This window comes from Paraburkholderia megapolitana (genome assembly GCF_007556815.1).
Classification (GTDB): Bacteria; Pseudomonadota; Gammaproteobacteria; order Burkholderiales; family Burkholderiaceae; genus Paraburkholderia; species Paraburkholderia megapolitana.
On the sequence record NZ_CP041743.1, the window covers coordinates 214,296 to 230,774 of the forward strand.

13 protein-coding genes are annotated in these 16,479 nt (G+C 62.9%); 10 read left to right on the forward strand and 3 right to left on the reverse strand.

All coding sequences use genetic code 11. The features are described 5' to 3' along the window. The first annotated feature begins 17 nt into the window (after positions 1-17). Genes nirD through FNZ07_RS00935 form a run of 4 tightly spaced genes read left to right on the forward strand, consistent with a single transcriptional unit; the run spans position 18 to position 4,856 of the window. Positions 18-341, forward strand: coding sequence for a nitrite reductase small subunit NirD (gene nirD / locus FNZ07_RS00920; RefSeq protein ID WP_091008796.1), 324 nt, complete (start codon positions 18-20; stop codon positions 339-341). A gap of 59 nt (positions 342-400) precedes the next feature. Next, positions 401-3,091: a nitrate reductase gene (locus FNZ07_RS00925; RefSeq protein ID WP_091007171.1), complete on the forward strand. Its 2,691-nt coding sequence runs from the start codon at positions 401-403 to the stop codon at positions 3,089-3,091. A gap of 27 nt (positions 3,092-3,118) precedes the next feature. Beyond that, positions 3,119-3,694, forward strand: a complete 576-nt coding sequence (locus FNZ07_RS00930) for an ANTAR domain-containing response regulator (RefSeq protein WP_091007173.1) — start codon at positions 3,119-3,121, stop codon at positions 3,692-3,694. Between the two features lie 10 nt (positions 3,695-3,704). Next, positions 3,705-4,856 (forward strand): CmpA/NrtA family ABC transporter substrate-binding protein, encoded by a 1,152-nt coding sequence (locus tag FNZ07_RS00935; protein ID WP_091007175.1) that lies wholly within the window; start codon positions 3,705-3,707, stop codon positions 4,854-4,856. A 55-nt stretch (positions 4,857-4,911) separates the two neighbouring features. Here FNZ07_RS00935 and FNZ07_RS00940 read toward each other — a convergent pair whose 3' ends face one another. Continuing rightward, positions 4,912-5,535, reverse strand: coding sequence for a histidine phosphatase family protein (locus FNZ07_RS00940; protein WP_091007176.1), 624 nt, complete (start codon positions 5,533-5,535; stop codon positions 4,912-4,914). A 238-nt stretch (positions 5,536-5,773) separates the two neighbouring features. Here FNZ07_RS00940 and FNZ07_RS00945 point away from each other — a divergent pair, with 238 nt between their 5' ends. Together FNZ07_RS00945 and FNZ07_RS00950 are read left to right on the forward strand one after the other, a co-directional pair. Further along, complete coding sequence (locus FNZ07_RS00945) at positions 5,774-6,670, forward strand: fructose bisphosphate aldolase (protein WP_091007178.1); 897 nt, start codon at positions 5,774-5,776, stop codon at positions 6,668-6,670. A gap of 196 nt (positions 6,671-6,866) precedes the next feature. Then, positions 6,867-7,790, forward strand: coding sequence for a CPBP family intramembrane glutamic endopeptidase (locus FNZ07_RS00950; protein ID WP_091007180.1), 924 nt, complete (start codon positions 6,867-6,869; stop codon positions 7,788-7,790). 144 nt (positions 7,791-7,934) lie between these two features. Here the strand turns inward: FNZ07_RS00950 and FNZ07_RS00955 are convergent, their stop codons facing one another. Further along, the gene (locus tag FNZ07_RS00955) at positions 7,935-8,198 is read right to left on the reverse strand and encodes a hypothetical protein (protein WP_091007182.1); all 264 of its coding nucleotides are present in this window, start codon (positions 8,196-8,198) and stop codon (positions 7,935-7,937) included. 4 nt (positions 8,199-8,202) lie between these two features. Between FNZ07_RS00955 and FNZ07_RS00960 the strand changes: the two genes are divergently transcribed. The 4 genes from FNZ07_RS00960 to FNZ07_RS00975 all read left to right on the forward strand — a co-directional run bounded on the left by FNZ07_RS00960 (position 8,203) and on the right by FNZ07_RS00975 (position 15,348). Next, positions 8,203-9,036: a class I SAM-dependent methyltransferase gene (locus FNZ07_RS00960; RefSeq protein WP_091008800.1), complete on the forward strand. Its 834-nt coding sequence runs from the start codon at positions 8,203-8,205 to the stop codon at positions 9,034-9,036. A 454-nt stretch (positions 9,037-9,490) separates the two neighbouring features. Next, the gene (locus FNZ07_RS00965; RefSeq protein WP_091007184.1) at positions 9,491-12,685 is read left to right on the forward strand and encodes an efflux RND transporter permease subunit; all 3,195 of its coding nucleotides are present in this window, start codon (positions 9,491-9,493) and stop codon (positions 12,683-12,685) included. Continuing rightward, positions 12,675-13,862 carry an efflux RND transporter periplasmic adaptor subunit gene (locus tag FNZ07_RS00970; protein WP_091007187.1) on the forward strand — a complete coding sequence of 396 codons (1,188 nt, stop codon included), beginning with the start codon at positions 12,675-12,677 and terminating at the stop codon, positions 13,860-13,862. Before FNZ07_RS00965 ends, FNZ07_RS00970 begins: the two co-directional genes overlap by 11 nt. Next, the gene (locus tag FNZ07_RS00975) at positions 13,855-15,348 is read left to right on the forward strand and encodes an efflux transporter outer membrane subunit (protein ID WP_091007189.1); all 1,494 of its coding nucleotides are present in this window, start codon (positions 13,855-13,857) and stop codon (positions 15,346-15,348) included. Before FNZ07_RS00970 ends, FNZ07_RS00975 begins: the two co-directional genes overlap by 8 nt. Before the next feature lie 93 nt (positions 15,349-15,441). Here FNZ07_RS00975 and FNZ07_RS00980 read toward each other — a convergent pair whose 3' ends face one another. Further along, a complete protein-coding gene (locus FNZ07_RS00980) occupies positions 15,442-16,296 on the reverse strand; it encodes an oxidoreductase (RefSeq protein WP_091007191.1) in 855 nt (284 codons plus the stop codon). Between the last annotated feature and the right edge of the window lie 183 nt (positions 16,297-16,479).

A 16,479-nucleotide genomic window follows, 5' to 3' on the forward strand; every position in this document is an offset into this window, starting at 1 on the left:
AGGATGCCTCTATGGATATGCAAGTCACCCACTCATGGACGCGCGTGTGCGACGTGAACGACATTCCGCCACTCGGTAGCCGCGTGCTCGAGCGTGCCGACGGCAACGTCGCGATTTTCCGCACCGCGCAGAACGCCGTGTTCGCGTTGCTCGATTACTGCCCGCATAAGGGCGGCGCATTGTCGCAAGGTATCGTGCATGGCGAGAGCGTCACGTGTCCGCTGCATGCATGGAACATCGACCTTGCGTCGGGTGAGGCGAAGGCGCCTGACGAAGGTTGTGCGCGTCATTTTCCGGTGCGCGTGGACGATGACGGCTCGGTGTTTGTCAGCCTCGCCTGAACCGCGTAAACGCACAATGAGTACACGATGAACGCCGTCCCCATCCGCCCGGAGATCCGATGAAGACTGTCACCCGCTCCACCTGCTGCTATTGCGGCGTCGGCTGCGGCGTGCTGATCGAAGCGGAGGATGGACGCATCACCGGCGTGGCGGGGGACCCTGAGCATCCGGCGAATTTCGGCAAGCTGTGCAGCAAGGGCATGGCGCTCGCATCGACGGCGCAGAGCGACACCGGTCGCGCGCTGCAACCCGAACTGCGCACGACGCGCGACGCCGCTCGCGTGCCCGTCACGTGGGACACCGCGCTCGATACGGTCGCGCAGCGCTTCGCCGATATCGTCGCGCAGCACGGTCCGGATGCGGTCGCCTTCTATGTCTCCGGCCAGTTGCTCACCGAAGACTATTACGTCTTCAACAAGCTCGCGAAAGGGTTGATCGGCACGAACAACATCGATACCAATTCGCGGCTCTGCATGTCGAGCGCGGTGGTCGCCTACAAGATGGCGCTCGGCGCCGACGGCCCGCCCACCTGCTACGAAGATCTCGAACACGCGCAGACCGTGCTGTTCGCCGGCAGCAACATGGCTTGGGCGCACCCTGTCCTGTACCGGCGGCTCGAAGAAGCGAAGGCGGCCAACCCCGATGTGCGCTGGATCGTCGTCGATCCGCGCCGCACCGACACCGCCGCGATGGCCGATCTGCACCTCGCGATCCAGCCCGGCACCGATGTCGCGCTGTTCAACGGCATGCTGCATCACCTGATCTGGGAAGGGTTGATCGACCGCGAGTTCATCGCTGAGCACACCTCGGGCTTCGACGCGCTGAAGACGCTCGTGCGCGATTTCACGCCGCGTGTCGCCGCTGAGATATGCGGGATCGCCGAGCAAGACCTGATGCAGGCAGCCGAATGGTTCGGTGCAAGCAGTGCCGCGTTGTCGCTGTACTGCATGGGTCTGAACCAGTCGAGCCACGGCACCGACAAGAACCTCGCGCTGATCAACCTGCATCTCGCGACGCGCCAGATCGGTCGTCCCGGTGCTGGCCCGTTCTCGCTGACCGGTCAGCCGAATGCAATGGGCGGTCGCGAAGTGGGCGGCATGGCGACGATGCTCGCCGCCCATCGCGACATCGGCAACCCTGCGCATCGCAGCGAAGTCGAGGCACTGTGGGGTCTTGAGGGCATCCGCACGTTGTCGGATCGACCGGGGCTGCCGGCCGTCGAACTGTTCGATGCGGTGCGCAGCGGCAAGGTCAAGGCGGTCTGGATCGCGTGTACGAACCCGGTTCATTCGATGCCCGACATCGCCCGCGTACGCGAAGCGCTCTCCACTGCCGAATTCGTCGTCGTGCAGGAAGCGTTCATGCAGACCGACACGGTACCGTATGCCGACGTCGTGTTGCCCGCCGCCACCTGGGGCGAGAAGTCGGGCACGGTGACCAATTCGGAGCGGCGCATCTCGCGTGTGCGCGCAGCCGTCGCGCCGGCCGGCGATGCGCGCGCGGACTGGTGGATCGCCGCCCAGGTCGCACAGCGCATCGAACGGCTGGTTGGCAGCCCGGTGAAACTGTTCGAGCATGCATCGCCGGAAGCGATCTTCGACGAGCATCGTGTGTTGACGAAGGGCCGCGATCTCGACATCGGCGGGCTCGGCTATGCGACGCTCGAAGCACTCGGTCCGCAACAGTGGCCGTTCCCGGACGGCGCGCAAACTGGCGCCGCGCGACGCTACACCGATGCCGTGTTCGCCACCGCCGACGGCCGCGCCCGCTTCCACGCGACGCGCTATCTGCCGGTCGCCGATCCCGTCAACGCGCGCTATCCGTTCCGTCTGCTAACCGGGCGTCTGCGCGACCAATGGCATGGCATGAGCCGCAGCGGACGTACCGCAAAGCTGTTCGCGCATGCAAGCGCGCCCGCGTTGAGCATCGCGCGCGGCGACGCAGCCCGGCGTGGTCTGCGCGAAGGCGACCTCGTGCGCGTCGCGAGCCGGCGCGGCAGTCTCGTGCTGCCGCTGCAACTGTCCGACGAACTGCAATCGGGCAGCGTGTACGCGCCGATGCACTGGAGCGCGCAGTTTCTGGCGAGCGGCGGCATCAACGAAACGACCGTACCGGCTGTCGATCCGCTGTCCGCGCAGCCCGAACTGAAGCACTCGGCGGTGCGCATCGAAGCGGTCGATCTGCCGTGGCGCGCGGTCGCCGTGCGACGCGGCGAAATGCTCGCGATGCAAGCGGCCCTGCAACCGTTGCTGGCGGAATGCACCTATGCCGCGCTCGCCGTCGAAGCCGACGATCTGATCGTGCTGCGCGCCGCCAACCTTGCGGCTCCGCCTGGCTGGCTCGAGCGCCTGTACACGGCGCTCGACCTCGCCACCGGCGACGACACGCTCGAATACCGCGACGCGCGGCGCGGCCTTGACAAGCGCGTCGTATGGCGCGACAACATGATCGACGGCTTCGTCATGGCCGGCGATACCGCAAACGCCGACGCATTGCTCGCCGATCTGCGCGAACGCAAGCCGTGGGTCGGCCCGCGTTTCACAGTATTCGCGGCGCGACGCGGCAACACTGCGCCGCGCGAACGCACGATATGCAGTTGCAAGCAGGTCGGCGAAACGCAGATCAATGCGGCCATCGCACGCGGCGCGGACGTGGCCGAACTGAAGGCGACACTCGGCTGCGGCACAGTGTGCGGCTCATGCGTGCCGGAGCTGAAACGGCTATGTGCCGCAGCCGCCGTCGCCCATTAACTCTTTACCGACAACGACCCACCCTCGATGCTCCGCGTACTGCTCGTCACCGATACCGACAAGCCTATTGGCGATCTGCGCGACACGCTCGCGCGGCTCGGCTACGACATGCTGGCCGGTACCGCAACACCGCAGGCGCTGCATCGCGTGGTGGAAAGCGAACGGCCCGATGTGATCATCATCGATACGGAATCGCCGTCGCGCGACACGCTCGAACAGCTTGCCGTGATGAACGAAACCGCACCGCGCCCGGTGCTGATGTTCAGCAACGATTCGAACCAGCAGTTGATCCGCGATGCGGTCAACGCAGGCGTAACCGCGTATCTGGTCGAAGGACTCGCCACCGAGCGCCTTGCTCCCATACTCGAAGTCGCGCTCGCGCGCTTCGCCCAGGAAGCACAACTACGACAACGGCTCGCGCAGGCCGAGAACGAACTGGCCGAACGCAAGCTGATCGATCGCGCGAAACGTCTGCTGATGGATAGCCAGAAGCTCACCGAACCCGCCGCCTACGCCGCACTGCGCAGACTCGCGATGAACCAGGGCATAAAGCTCGCGGAAGTCGCGCGGCAGATCGTCGCCGCGTCCGAGTCGCCCCAATGATGCCCCGCCCATGAACCCATCCACTCCCCTCGCCCCTGCATCCGCCGCGGGCCGGCTCGAGAAAACGCATCTGCGGCTCGGTTTCGTCGCGCTCTCCGATGCCGCCCCGCTCGTCGCCGCGAAGCTGCTCGAATTCGGCCACGCACACGGCCTCACGCTCGAACTGCAGCGCCAGCCTTCGTGGGCCGCAGTGCGCGACAAGCTGCTATCCGGCGATCTCGATGCGGCGCATACGCTGTATGGGCTCGTCTATGGCGTCGAACTGGGCGTCGGCGGTCCGCAGACGGACATGGCCGTGCTGATGGTGCTCAACCGCAACGGCCAGGCAATCACGCTGTCGAACCGCCTCGCCGCCGCGCTCGCCGAACACGGCACGCTGCCACGGGCGCTCGCGGCGCTTGGCCGCACGCCCGTGTTCGCACATACCTTTCCAACCGGCACGCATGCGATGTGGCTGTACTACTGGCTTGCGGCGCAGGGCGTGCATCCGTTGCGCGAGGTCGACAGCGTCGCGATTCCGCCGCCGCAGATGGTCGCCGCGCTCGCCGAAGAAAAGCTCGATGGATTCTGCGTCGGCGAGCCATGGAATACGCTCGCACAAACGCGCGAACTCGGCACGACGAACCTCTACACGAGCGAGATCTGGCCGGATCATCCGGAGAAGGTGCTCGCATGCCGGCGCGATTTCGTGCGGCGTTATCCGAACACCGCGCGTGCGCTCGTGCAAACGATGCTCGAAGCATGCCGCTGGCTCGACGATGCCGGGCATCGGCGGGAGATTGCGGACTGGCTCGCGCGGCCCGAGTTTGTCGGCATCGGTGCCGAAACGATCGCCGCGCGGTTGATCGAGAACCCGCAGGGTGAGCGACGCTTGCCGATGCGTTTTTTCGACGGTGGCGCAGTGAATTACCCGCGGCCATCTGAAGGCGTCTGGTTTCTCACGCAGTATCAGCGCTGGGGCATGATCGACCGAGGTCACGATTTTGCCGCGATCGCGTCGGCGATCAATCAGACCGCGCTATACCGCGAAGCGGCGGCAGGCGTCGGCATCGCCGCTCCCGACGAACGTGCGGCGCCTGTGATGCTCGACGGGCGTGTGTGGGATGCGCGCGATGCGGATGCCTATGCCGCCTATACGACGAGCTTCGACATCCACGCGTAGCGGGCGGGCGCGCTGCGATTGCGCTTCTTGCAAGGACACCCGGTTAAGAACCGCCTCAGGTGGCCAGCACCGGCGGCCGCAGGTTCCATTGACGTATCGCGCGGTTTTCGTGATCGAAACCGAGCACGCTGACAGACGCGGTATCGAGCACAAGATGTGCTCCCAACACAGCCGAGTCCCCCATCCAGCAGCCCGCGAGCACACGCAGAAAGTGCGCGTGCGAGAACAGCGCGATACGTCCATGCATTGTCAGAAGACGCCCAACCAGCGATAACGCCCGCGCCTGAATCTGCTCGACGCTTTCGCCTTCGGGAATCGGCGAACTCCATACGGCCCAGTCCGGCTGCTTCTCGCGAATCTCTTTGGTCGTGCGGCCTTCGTAGATGCCGTAGTCCCATTCGCGCAGGTCGGGTTCGCGCTGCATCTGCGCGCCGAGTCCGGCCAGATTGCAGGTTTCGATCGCACGCGACAGCGGACTGGACAGCACCGTATCGAAAGGCTGGGCCGCGACCACCGGAATCAGCGCACGCGCCTGCTCGCGCCCGTGCTCGGTCAGCGGCATGTCGGTGCGGCCCGTGTGCTGGCCGGACAGGCTCCATTCGGTTTCGCCGTGGCGGAACAGCCAGATTTCGGGCGGGTGCGTATTGTGTGCGTCGGGTGCGGCTACAGCAGCGTTCATCGAAGCGCTCCGTGAAGTGACGTCGCACCGGACGAACGGCGCGGCGACATCGGGGTGGATTCCTGCAGGGGTGGATTTTACGACGACAGCGTGAATGCCGCGTGCAAGCCGCAATCCATCCCATCACCGCGTTTCGGCAGAATCGGCCGACAATACCGGTACACTTGTTGCATGAACGTAAAAGGCCCGGATCAGAAGTGCTACTGTCCGGTGTTGGGTTTTGAAAAGGGAAATACTCATGGCCAATGACAGGATGCTTGCGCAAGTTCGTGAAAAACAAGGCTTTATCGCCGCTCTCGATCAGAGCGGCGGCTCGACGCCAGGTGCGTTGAAACAGTACGGCATTCCGGAAAGCGCCTACAACGGCGACGCCGAAATGTTCAAGCTGATGCATGAAATGCGCGTGCGTATCATCACCGCGCCCGCCTTCACCGGCGACAAGATCATCTGCGCCATCCTGTTCGAAGCCACCATGGACGGACAGGTACGCGGCAAACCCGCCCCTTCCTTCCTGTGGGAAGACCGCGGTGTCGTACCGTTTCTCAAGGTCGACAAGGGGCTCGAAGCCGAAGCCGACGGCGTGCGTCTGATGAAGCCGAATCCCGGACTCGATGCGCTGCTCGACCGCGCGGCCAGGCTCGGCGTGTTCGGTACCAAGATGCGTTCCGTGATCGGCAAGGCCTCGCCAGCCGGTATCGCCGCAATCGCCGCGCAACAGTTCGAAGTGGGCGCGCAAATCGATGCGCACGGACTCGTGCCGATCCTAGAGCCCGAGGTCACGATCAACATTCCGGACAAGAAGGAAGCGGAAGCGATTTTGATGGCGGAGTTGCTCAAGGGTCTCGACGCGTTGCCGGCTGACCGTCAAGTCATGCTCAAGGTGACGATTCCCGAAGACGCCGATTTCTATCGTCCGCTGATCGAACACCCGCGCGTTGCACGCGTCGTCGCGCTGTCCGGCGGCTACACGCGTACCGATGCCTGCAAGCGCCTTGCGCACAATCACGGCATGATCGCCAGTTTCTCGCGCGCCTTGATCAACGAACTCAGGGAACCGATGAGCGACAGCGAGTTCGATGCGACGCTGGCGGAAGCCGTCGATGAAATTTATCAGGCTTCGGTGGTGAAGGTTTAATGAAGGCTCAGTGAAAATCTAACGCGTATTGCCCCAAGACGGGCCCGGCAAGCGGGCCTTTCTTGTCTGAGTAGTGGCGACCTCAGTCGTACAACCGGGGCGCTCGATATCTTTGGGCGAATGCTAAAAACCCCAAAGCCCGATAAACGCAAATCCTGACAGCACGCTCACCCACTCGACAACGGGGTCGCCGCATATGGAAACTGCTGCAATCACAAAGCATCGTTTGGTCACATGGTCGCGTTTCAAGGCCATCTGGGTGGGGCGAAATGGTTTGCGCGCGGGTTGGGCCGCTCTGTTGTTCATCGTTATTTGCGTCGCGCTCGTGGCGGGCGTCGTTCATCTCGCGGACATGTTGCATCATCCTTTGCAACATCGGGGTGAACTTGCGCCGGGCCGTCAGATTGTCCTCGATACCGTTCTGATTTGTGCGGTGTTAGTCGCAACCAAAATCTTGAGTCTGATCGACAGAAAGTCGTGGCTCGATTACGGTTTGCGGGCGCCGCGTCGTGCAGCGCATTTTGTACAGGGACTTTTCTGGGGCGTCGTGCTTGTGTCGGGAACGATGGCCGCGCTGGTGCTCTCTGGCGGTGCGAAGATCGAATTCTCCGGGCTCGATTTTCACTCACTGATCCTGGCGGCTCCGCTGTGGGCCCTGGTTTTCCTGCTCGTCGCAATCGCCGAAGAACTGTTGTGTCGCGGTTACCTGTTCTTCAAACTTGCGGCAGGAACGAATCCGCTTGTCGCGGCCATTCTCACGTCCTTGCTGTTCGGATCAGCGCACCTGGGCAACCACGGCGAAAGCATCAGAGGCGTGATACTCGCCGTCTTGTTCGGACTGGTCGCCTGCGTTGCCGTGTGGCGCACAGGTTCGCTCTGGTGGGTGATCGGCGTGCATGCGGCATGGGACTGGAGCGAGTCTTTTTTGTTCGGTACCGCGGATAGCGGTGGATCCATCGCCGGCGGCCATTTTCTGACTACCCATGCGATCGGCCCGGATTGGCTGAGCGGCGGTTCCGTCGGCCCCGAAGGAAGTCTGCTGATGCTTCCCATGACGGCCCTACTGGCGCTTGTCGTTCTGCGCACCTTACCTTCACGTCGCCAGCAAACCACAGGCTAAAAGCCGCGCAAGATTCGCGACCTTGAGGATTCACGCGTTTCGCACGCGTCGCAATCCTCATCTGAAACAACCCCCCAGAACATCTCCGACACGTATCGCATCCACGATGTGCGCAGGCGTACAGATACGCCTGCGCTGCGTGCGTTAAATCTCGGTCATGCCCGTCGTATACGGCCCGCAGTCCGCTGCGCCGGCCGTATGGGTGGAGGAGACCAGAGCGAACTTCGACGAACCTGTAGTCTCGCGAAGCCATCGCACGAGAATGACAACCGGGTCCTGTCGTTGCCGACAGTCGCCGCGCTCGCTCGTCCCGTATTCGACGATCGGGTTCGCGCCGTCGATGAACTTGCAGTTCGAGTTCCGTGCGCAAGCGGCACGCCAGACGACAAGGTCCCGACGGAGGAGCATGTCGATGAGCATCCGCCCGCCGCTCGACCGGATCAACCGGCGCGCGTGGAACTCACGCGATGCATTGCGTGAGTTCACCCGCAGCAAGACATGGACCGACCCGGGCGAACAGGCCGCTTTCGCCCGGGTCGCCGCGGAGTGTCGCGATCAACCGCTGCTCGACATCGGCATCGGTGCGGGTCGCACGATACCGATGATGATGCAGATATCGTCCGACTACACCGGCATCGACTACACAGCCAGGCTGCTCGAGCAGTCGCGTGTTCGCTTCCCTGCTGCGAGGCTGTTCCACATGGACGCGCGCGACATGTCGAAGCTGCCGTCCAACCATTACGCGCTCACGACGTTCAGCTGGAACGGCATCGACTGCGTGACCGGCGAAGACCGCTTGTTGATCCTGCGGGAGATGTCGCGTGTCACGCGGCCCGGCGGCCTGATGCTGTTTTCGAGCCATAACCGCGATGGCCCCGGATTTCGCCAGAACATCTGGCAGCTGATGCCGCGCTTTACACCGAACCCGTTACGTTACGGCTGGCGGATTCTGCGCACGCTAAGAACCTTTCCGCCCGCCACCTGGAACTACCTGCGGCACGTGCGCTTTCATCGCGATTACCCGGGGTATTCGATCAGAACCGCGGCCGCACACGACTTCGGTATCTTGATCGTCTATACGACGTTGGCTGAACAACAGCGCCAGCTCAGATCGCTTGGTCTCACCATCGAAGCCGTGTTTGGAAGCAGCGACGACCAGCCTGTCACTGACGACACGCCAACCGGCGACGTATGGTGGTTTCATTTCATCGCTCGCAAGCCGCACGGCTTACCTCACACAGTCTGAAGCGCTCAGGTTCGATCGCATATCGCTCGCGCCCTGCCGCGCTCCCAGCGCGAAAAAAATGATTGAGTTAGCATCACTCGTCCTGTTCGTGATGCGCGGTGCGCTGCAAGCTTTCCGCCGTTTGTGTACATTCGCGCTTCGCGTCACTGCACCGTTGTCTTCCTTGTCGAGAACGATTGCAAAAGGCTTCTGATGTGCTGAAACCGTAAGATCCAAGAAAGAATTCGCGCGGACCTGCGTGCGGCTGAAACTGCGTACGAAACCACTGACGGCAACCTGACAACCATGCGGAGTCCGTAGCAAAAACGGACACCGGGGCAGGCTTGCCGGAGCGGAAACGATCTCATACGGCCACCCACCCCCGCCTTCAATCTCACCCTGACCCGCTTGAGTGACGCCTCACGCCAGCCAGTGCGGGATACCGCTTCGATCGACCCCAAGCTCTGGAATTCCAATGCTCGCCCTGGTACGTATCGCCCTTTCCCGACCGTACACGTTTGTGGTCCTGGCGATCTTCATTCTGATCATCGGCGTTCTTTCCGCATTGGGAACGCCGACCGACATCTTCCCTGACATCCGCATCCCGGTGATCAGCGTCGTGTGGCAATACACGGGTCTGCCGCCGGACCAGATGGCCGGCCGGATCACGTCGCCGTACGAACGCGTGCTCACGACCACCGTGAACGACATCCAGCACATCGAAGCGGAATCGGTGAACGGCTTCGGTATCGTCAAGATCTTCTTCCAGCCTGGCGTGAACATCAGTACCGCGAACGCGCAGGTGACCGCGGTGTCGCAAACTATCCTGCGCCAGTTACCGCCCGGCAGCACGCCGCCGCTGATCCTGAACTACAACGCGTCGACTGTGCCGATCATTCAGCTTGCGCTGTCGGGTGCGGGACTCTCCGAGCAGAATCTCGGCGACCTTGGGTTGAACGCGTTGCGTCCGCAGCTCGTCACCGTGGCCGGGGCGGCAATTCCTTACCCGTTCGGCGGCAAGACACGCCAGGTCCAGATCGATGTCGACCCGGCGGCGCTACAGGCACACGGTCTGTCCGCGCAGGACGTCGCGAACGCGCTGGCTGGGCAAAACCTGATCACACCGGTCGGCACGGAGAAGATCGGCGACCATGAATACGTGCTGCAACTGAACAACGCGCCGTCCGCGATCAAGGCGCTCGGCGATCTGCCGATCAAGACCGTCAACGGCACCGTCGTGTATATCCGCGATGTGGCAAGTGTGCTGGACGGTAGCCCGCCGCAGACCAACATCGTCCATGTGAACGGTCACCGCTCGGTGCTGATGTCCGTGTTGAAGAACGGCTCGGCGTCCACGCTCGGGATTATTTCCGGCATCAAGGACCGCCTGCAGATCGCGAAGCAGTCGCTACCCGATAACCTGCGGATCGATCCGATCGGCGACCAGTCGCTGTTCGTGCGGGCAGCTATCAGCGGCGTGGCGCGCGAAGGCGTGATCGCTGCCGCGCTAACAAGCCTGATGATCCTGCTGTTCCTCGGCAGCTGGCGCTCCACGGTCATCATCGCCACCTCGATCCCGCTCGCCATTCTCGGTTCGATCGCGACACTGTCGGCGCTCGGCGAAACGCTCAACATCATGACGCTCGGCGGGCTCGCGCTGGCGGTCGGGATTCTCGTCGACGACGCGACCGTCACGATCGAAAACATCAACTGGCACCTCGAACAAGGCAAGGCGGTCGAGCCTGCCATTCTCGACGGCGGCGCGCAGATCGTCACACCGGCCTTCGTGTCGCTACTGTGCATCTGCATCGTGTTCGTGCCGATGTTCTTCCTGAACGGCGTCGCGCGCTTCCTGTTCGTGCCGATGGCCCAGGCGGTGATCTTCGCGATGGTGTCGTCGTTCATCCTGTCGCGCACGCTGGTCCCGACGATGGCGAAGTTCCTGCTGCATCCGCATAACCTCAACGAAGACACTCACGAAACGAAACGCCCCGGTCCGCTCGCGCGCTTTCAGCGCGGCTTCGAAGCGCGCTTCGAGAAGGTCCGCGACGGCTATCACGGCTTCCTCGCACTCGCGCTGCGTCATCGCCAGCCGTTCGTCAGTTGCTTCCTTGGTTTCGTGCTGCTGTCGTTTGCGCTGGTGCCGTTTCTTGGGCGCAACTTCTTTCCCTCGGTAGACGCGGGACAGATTCTTCTGCATGTGCGGGCACCGGTCGGCGTGCGCGTTGAAAAGACCGCCGAAATCTTTGCGGATGTCGAGGCATCAATCCGTCAGATCATCCCACCATCGGAACTCGGCACGGTGGTCGATAACGTCGGACTACCGGTCAGCGGGATCAATCTTGCCTACAACAACACCGGCACGATCGGCTCGCAGGACGGCGACATCCAGATCGCACTGAAAGAAGACCACCGGCCGACCGCCGACTACGTCCGCGAAATGCGCGCGAAACTGCCGCGCGAATTCCCGGGCGTCACGTTCTCGTTCCCGCCGGCGGACATCATCAGCCAGATCCTGAACTTCGGTTCTCCCGCACCGGTCGATCTGCAGATTCGCGGCAACAACCTGGCAGGTAACTTCACCTACGCGAACCGCGTGCTGCGCGAGATTCGCCGGGTACCTGGCGTGGTCGATGCACGGATTCAGCAATCGCAAGGCAGTCCGACCTTTAACGTCGACGTCGACCGAACCCGCGCGCAGTTGCTCGGCATCGCCGAACGCGATGTCACCAACAGCCTCGTGGTGAATCTGGCGGGTTCGAGTCAGGTTGCACCGACGTTCTGGTTGAATAATGACAACGGCGTGTCCTACCCGATCGTGATGCAGACACCGCAATACAGCCTCGATTCGCTCTCGTCGCTACAGAACCTGCCGATCACCGCCGGCTCGCAAGGTACGCCGCAAATTCTCGGCGGCCTCGCGACTGTTCAGCGGACCATCAGCAACGCAGTGGTGAGCCAGTACAACATCCAGCCGATGGTAGAAATCTTCGCGACCACCCAGGATCGCGATCTGGGCGCGGTCGCCTCCGACATCCAGCGCATCGTGGCGCAGAACGCGCAGGTGCTGCCAAAGGGTTCGTCGATCGCGCTGCTCGGCCAGGTACAGACGATGAACAGCGCGTTCGGCGGCATGCTATTCGGCCTGCTTGGTGCGGTCGTGCTGATCTACCTGATCATCGTGGTCAACTTCCAGTCGTGGGCCGATCCGTTCGTGATTGTCACGGCGTTGCCGGCGGCGCTTGCCGGCATCATCTGGATGCTGTTCGCTACCCACACCACGCTCTCGGTGCCGGCGCTGACCGGGGCGATCATGTGTATGGGTGTGGCGACGGCCAATTCGATTCTTGTCGTCAGCTTCTGTCGCGAGCGTCTTGCTGTTCACGGCGATGCTTTTCAGGCTGCGCTCGAGGCCGGCTTCACGCGCTTTCGTCCCGTGCTCATGACCGCTCTGTCGATGATCATCGGTATGGCGCCGATGGCCCTCGCGCTCGGCGAAGGCGGCGAACAGAATGCACCGCTTGGCCGCGCCGTGATCGGCGGTTTGATTTTTGCCACCACCGCATCGCTACTTCTGGTTCCGGTGATTTTCTGCATCGTCCATTCGCGCCCTGGGCGCGCCACTGCTACCCCGGCAATTGCTACGGGAGGTCCTTCACATGCCGTCTGAACCCGTTATTGCCCAACCCGTGTCGCGACGCACGATACGTTTGATTGCCATAACCGGCATCGTGGTCGCTGTGATCGTGGTCGTATCGGGCGTCGCAGTGCGCGCGGTCGGCGCCCGCGACCTTAGAGCCTGGACCAGCGAGCAAACGCTGCCGACCGTCAACCTGGTCCAGCCGAAAGCTGCATCGAGCGGCTCGACGCTCGATCTACCGTCGCGTCTCGAGGCATTTTCGCGCGCGCCGATCTTCGCGCGAGTCAGCGGTTATCTGAAATCGTGGGACGTCGATATCGGCGGCCAGGTGAAGGCCGGCCAGTTGCTTGCGGTGATCGAGTCGCCCGAACTCGACCAGCAACTGATCCAGGCCCGCGCCGATCTCGCCACTGCTCAGGCCAATGCCGCGCTGGCCGCGACAACGGCGAAACGCTGGCAGGCGCTGCTCGGCACCGACTCGGTTGCCAAACAGGATGTCGACGATCGTACCGGCGACTACGCCGCGAAAAAGGCGGTCGTCGCCGCTGCGCAAGCCAACGTCGAACGACTGGTGGCAACCAAAGGTTTCGAGCGGATCATCGCGCCGTTCGACGGCACCGTGACCTCGCGCGACACCGACATCGGCGCGTTGATCAACGCCGGCAGTGGTGGCGTAGGGCAGGAGTTGTTTACCGTCTCCGATGTGAAGCAATTGCGCGTGTATGTGCAGGTTCCGCAGAATTATGCGCCTATCGTTCAGGTCGGTACGGTGGCTACGCTGAGCGTGCCCGAGTACCCGGGGCAACACTTCACGGCGCGGGTGATTGCATCGGCCAATGCCGTGAACGCAAGCTCCGGCACGACGCTCGTTCAGTTGCTGGTCGACAACAGTAACGGCAAGCTGATGCCGGGCGGCTTCGCGAGCCTGCAATTCAAGCTGCCCGTGCAAGCCGATGCCGTACGGATTCCAGCGAGCGCGCTGGTCTTCGACGCGCGCGGTCTCAGGGTCGCGACCGTCGATGCGAACAATCATGTCGCGTTCAAGACCGTCACGATCAGCCGAGACTTCGGCGATGCGGTCGAGATCGGTTCAGGGCTCACTGCTGCCGATCGCGTGATCGATACGCCGCCTGATGGGCTGATCGACGGCGACAGCGTAAAGGTGGCCGCGGCGGCCGCCACGAGCAAGGCGGCGAAAAATGGCTAGCCCGCCGCGTTCGACAACGAGCGTAGCGGCCCTGCTCGTCGGATCGCTTACGCTTGCACTCGCTGCCTGCTCGCTTGCGCCCGAGTACAAGGTGCCGCCCTCGCCTGTCGCCGCGCAATACAAGACCATTGGCCCGTGGATCAGCGCACAACCCACCGATCAGTTGAGTCGCACCGGCTGGTGGAAGATCTACGGCGATACGCAACTCGACGATCTCGAACAGCGCCTGCTCGCCAACAACACGGACCTCGCTGCGGCACTTTCGCACTATCAACAGGCGCAGGCGTTCGTCGACCAGCTGTCGTCGGCGCTCTATCCGAAGCTCAGTGCGAGTGCCGTTCCGCAGCGCGACCGTCAGTCGGATAACCGGCCGCTGCGCTCGGGTGGTCCGAATGATTACAACTCGGTCACGTTAGGCGGCGAAGTCGATTACGACCTCGATCTGTGGGGACGGGTGCGCGATTCGGTGGCGGCGGGCAAGGACGAAGCGCAGGCGTCGAAGGCCGACCTCGCGTCGGTCCAGTTGAGCCTGCAGGTACAGCTCGCGGACAACTACATCCGGATTCGCGGTCTCGATCAGCAGACGGAATTGCTGACTGAAACCGTGAAGGCTTTTGCACAGGCGCTGCAACTCACGCAGACCCGACACGGTGGTGGCATCTCGTCGGGCCTCGATGTGTCGCGTGCGCAGACACAGTTGTCATCGGCGAAATCGCAGTTGTCGCAGAACCTCGCGCAGCGTGCGCTGATTGAACATGCAATTGCTGTGCTGGTCGGTGCGTCGGCTTCCGAGTTCACGCTCGCCGAGCAGACCACACCGATCCCGTTGCCGGTGATACCCACAGGCGTGCCTTCTACGTTACTGCAACGCCGGCCCGATATCGCCGCCGCCGAACGCCGGGTCGCGGAGGCCAACGCAAAGATCGGCGTTGCGCGGGCTGCGTATTTTCCTTCGATCACGTTGAGCGCACAGGGCGGTGTGCAGAGTTCGCAGTACGCGCAATTGCTTACCGCGCCGAATTTTCTGTGGGCAGTTGGTCCGCAGCTTGTGCAGTATGTTTTCGACGGTGGCTTAAGAAAAGCGCAGTTGAAGGAGGCGAAAGAAGCGACCGCCGAAGCCGGCGCACGATACAGAGGTGTCGTGTTGTCGGCGTTCCAGCAGATCGAGGACAATCTTTCGCTGCTTGCAGATCTGGGCACGGCACTTGGACAGCAACGCGATGCCGCCGACGCCGCGCAGCATTCGGTGGATCTTGCGTTGAATCTGTACAAGCAGGGAGCGGTCGGGTACCTCGACGTCGTGCAGGCGCAGACCGCTGCGCTCGACGCGCAAAGAAGCGTACTGGATGTGCAGACGCGCCAGTTAAGCGCGAACGTGCAGCTGATTCATGCGCTGGGCGGTGGGTGGTCCAGCGAGGAACTGGCTAGCTCCAGCGCCGCGCCCGAGTTGGTAAACGCCAGCGGAGGCGAAGCGAAGACGAATTGATGGTGTCTTCGCCTCACCTCCGCCCCCGCCGGCGTTCTCGCGTTGTTGCGCCGCTATGCGATCAGGCATCCCGGCTCACGCTTCTTACATCTCTTAAGCTTCGCCTTGCGGGAAATCCGCGCCTACTGTCGTCGCTTCCCACGTATCGAAATCTTGACGCAGCAGGTCGAGCTTCTTGCGTGCCAGCTCGAGCGCCATCTTGCCGAGCAACAAACGCAACGGCGGCGTATCGGAGAGCGCTGCGTCAATGATCGCCTGCGCGGCACGCACCGGATCGCCAGGTTGATTGCCGCTACGCGCCTCGGTCTGCTTGCGGCGCTCGCCGGCAGTCGCGCTGTAATCGGCGATTTGCGTCGCGGATTGCTTGATCGACGGTCCTGCCCAGTTGGTACGAAACGCGCTGGGTTCGACGATCAGCACATCGATACCGAGCGGCTTCACTTCCTGTGCAAGCGATTCGGAGATACCTTCCACCGCGTACTTGGTGCCGTGGTAGTAACCGGTCGCGGCGAAACTCGTCAGACCGCCAATCGACGAAACGTTGACGATGATGCCGCTTTTCTGCGCGCGCATCGTCGGCAGTACGGCCTTCGTCATGTCGACGAGACCGAATACGTTGGCTTCGAACATCTCGCGCACGGCGTCGTCTTCGCCTTCCTCGATCGCGGCGAGATAGCCGTAGCCGGCGTTGTTGACGAGCGCGTCGATACGGCCGAAGCGCGAGATTGTCTGTGCGACGGCGTGCTCGATCTGCTTGCGTTTCGTCACGTCGAGCGGCAGCACGAGCGCCTGGTCTTCATACCCGCGGACAATGTCCTGCACCTTCGATTCGTCGCGCGCCGTGACGACCGCGCGCCAGCCGCGCGCGAGCACGAGTCTGGCGAGTTCGCGACCAAAGCCGGTCGAGCAGCCGGTGATTAGCCAGACGGGATTGTTTCGGTTCATCATGGGGAAGACTCCTGTTCGTGTGACGGCGACGCTGGGTCGCGGGTCGGATCAGTCGGGCGGCGGGCGTCTGGCGATACATGCCTGACGTTCGGGAGTGCCATGGCCGCTTGAGGCCAGACGCATATCGTAGGCCGCGGGGGGCCCGCGGGGAATACCCGAATGTCTTGAAGGTTTGCCGGATTC

Coding starts and splice junctions, on each gene's coding strand:
- nirD (WP_091008796.1), top strand. CDS start 18: ATGCAAGTCACCCACTCATGGACGCGCGTGTGCGACGTGAACGACATT.
- FNZ07_RS00925 (WP_091007171.1), top strand. CDS start 401: ATGAAGACTGTCACCCGCTCCACCTGCTGCTATTGCGGCGTCGGCTGC.
- FNZ07_RS00930 (WP_091007173.1), top strand. CDS start 3,119: ATGCTCCGCGTACTGCTCGTCACCGATACCGACAAGCCTATTGGCGAT.
- FNZ07_RS00935 (WP_091007175.1), top strand. CDS start 3,705: ATGAACCCATCCACTCCCCTCGCCCCTGCATCCGCCGCGGGCCGGCTC.
- FNZ07_RS00940 (WP_091007176.1), bottom strand. CDS start 5,535: ATGAACGCTGCTGTAGCCGCACCCGACGCACACAATACGCACCCGCCC.
- FNZ07_RS00945 (WP_091007178.1), top strand. CDS start 5,774: ATGGCCAATGACAGGATGCTTGCGCAAGTTCGTGAAAAACAAGGCTTT.
- FNZ07_RS00950 (WP_091007180.1), top strand. CDS start 6,867: ATGGAAACTGCTGCAATCACAAAGCATCGTTTGGTCACATGGTCGCGT.
- FNZ07_RS00955 (WP_091007182.1), bottom strand. CDS start 8,198: ATGCTCCTCCGTCGGGACCTTGTCGTCTGGCGTGCCGCTTGCGCACGG.
- FNZ07_RS00960 (WP_091008800.1), top strand. CDS start 8,203: ATGAGCATCCGCCCGCCGCTCGACCGGATCAACCGGCGCGCGTGGAAC.
- FNZ07_RS00965 (WP_091007184.1), top strand. CDS start 9,491: ATGCTCGCCCTGGTACGTATCGCCCTTTCCCGACCGTACACGTTTGTG.
- FNZ07_RS00970 (WP_091007187.1), top strand. CDS start 12,675: ATGCCGTCTGAACCCGTTATTGCCCAACCCGTGTCGCGACGCACGATA.
- FNZ07_RS00975 (WP_091007189.1), top strand. CDS start 13,855: ATGGCTAGCCCGCCGCGTTCGACAACGAGCGTAGCGGCCCTGCTCGTC.
- FNZ07_RS00980 (WP_091007191.1), bottom strand. CDS start 16,296: ATGATGAACCGAAACAATCCCGTCTGGCTAATCACCGGCTGCTCGACC.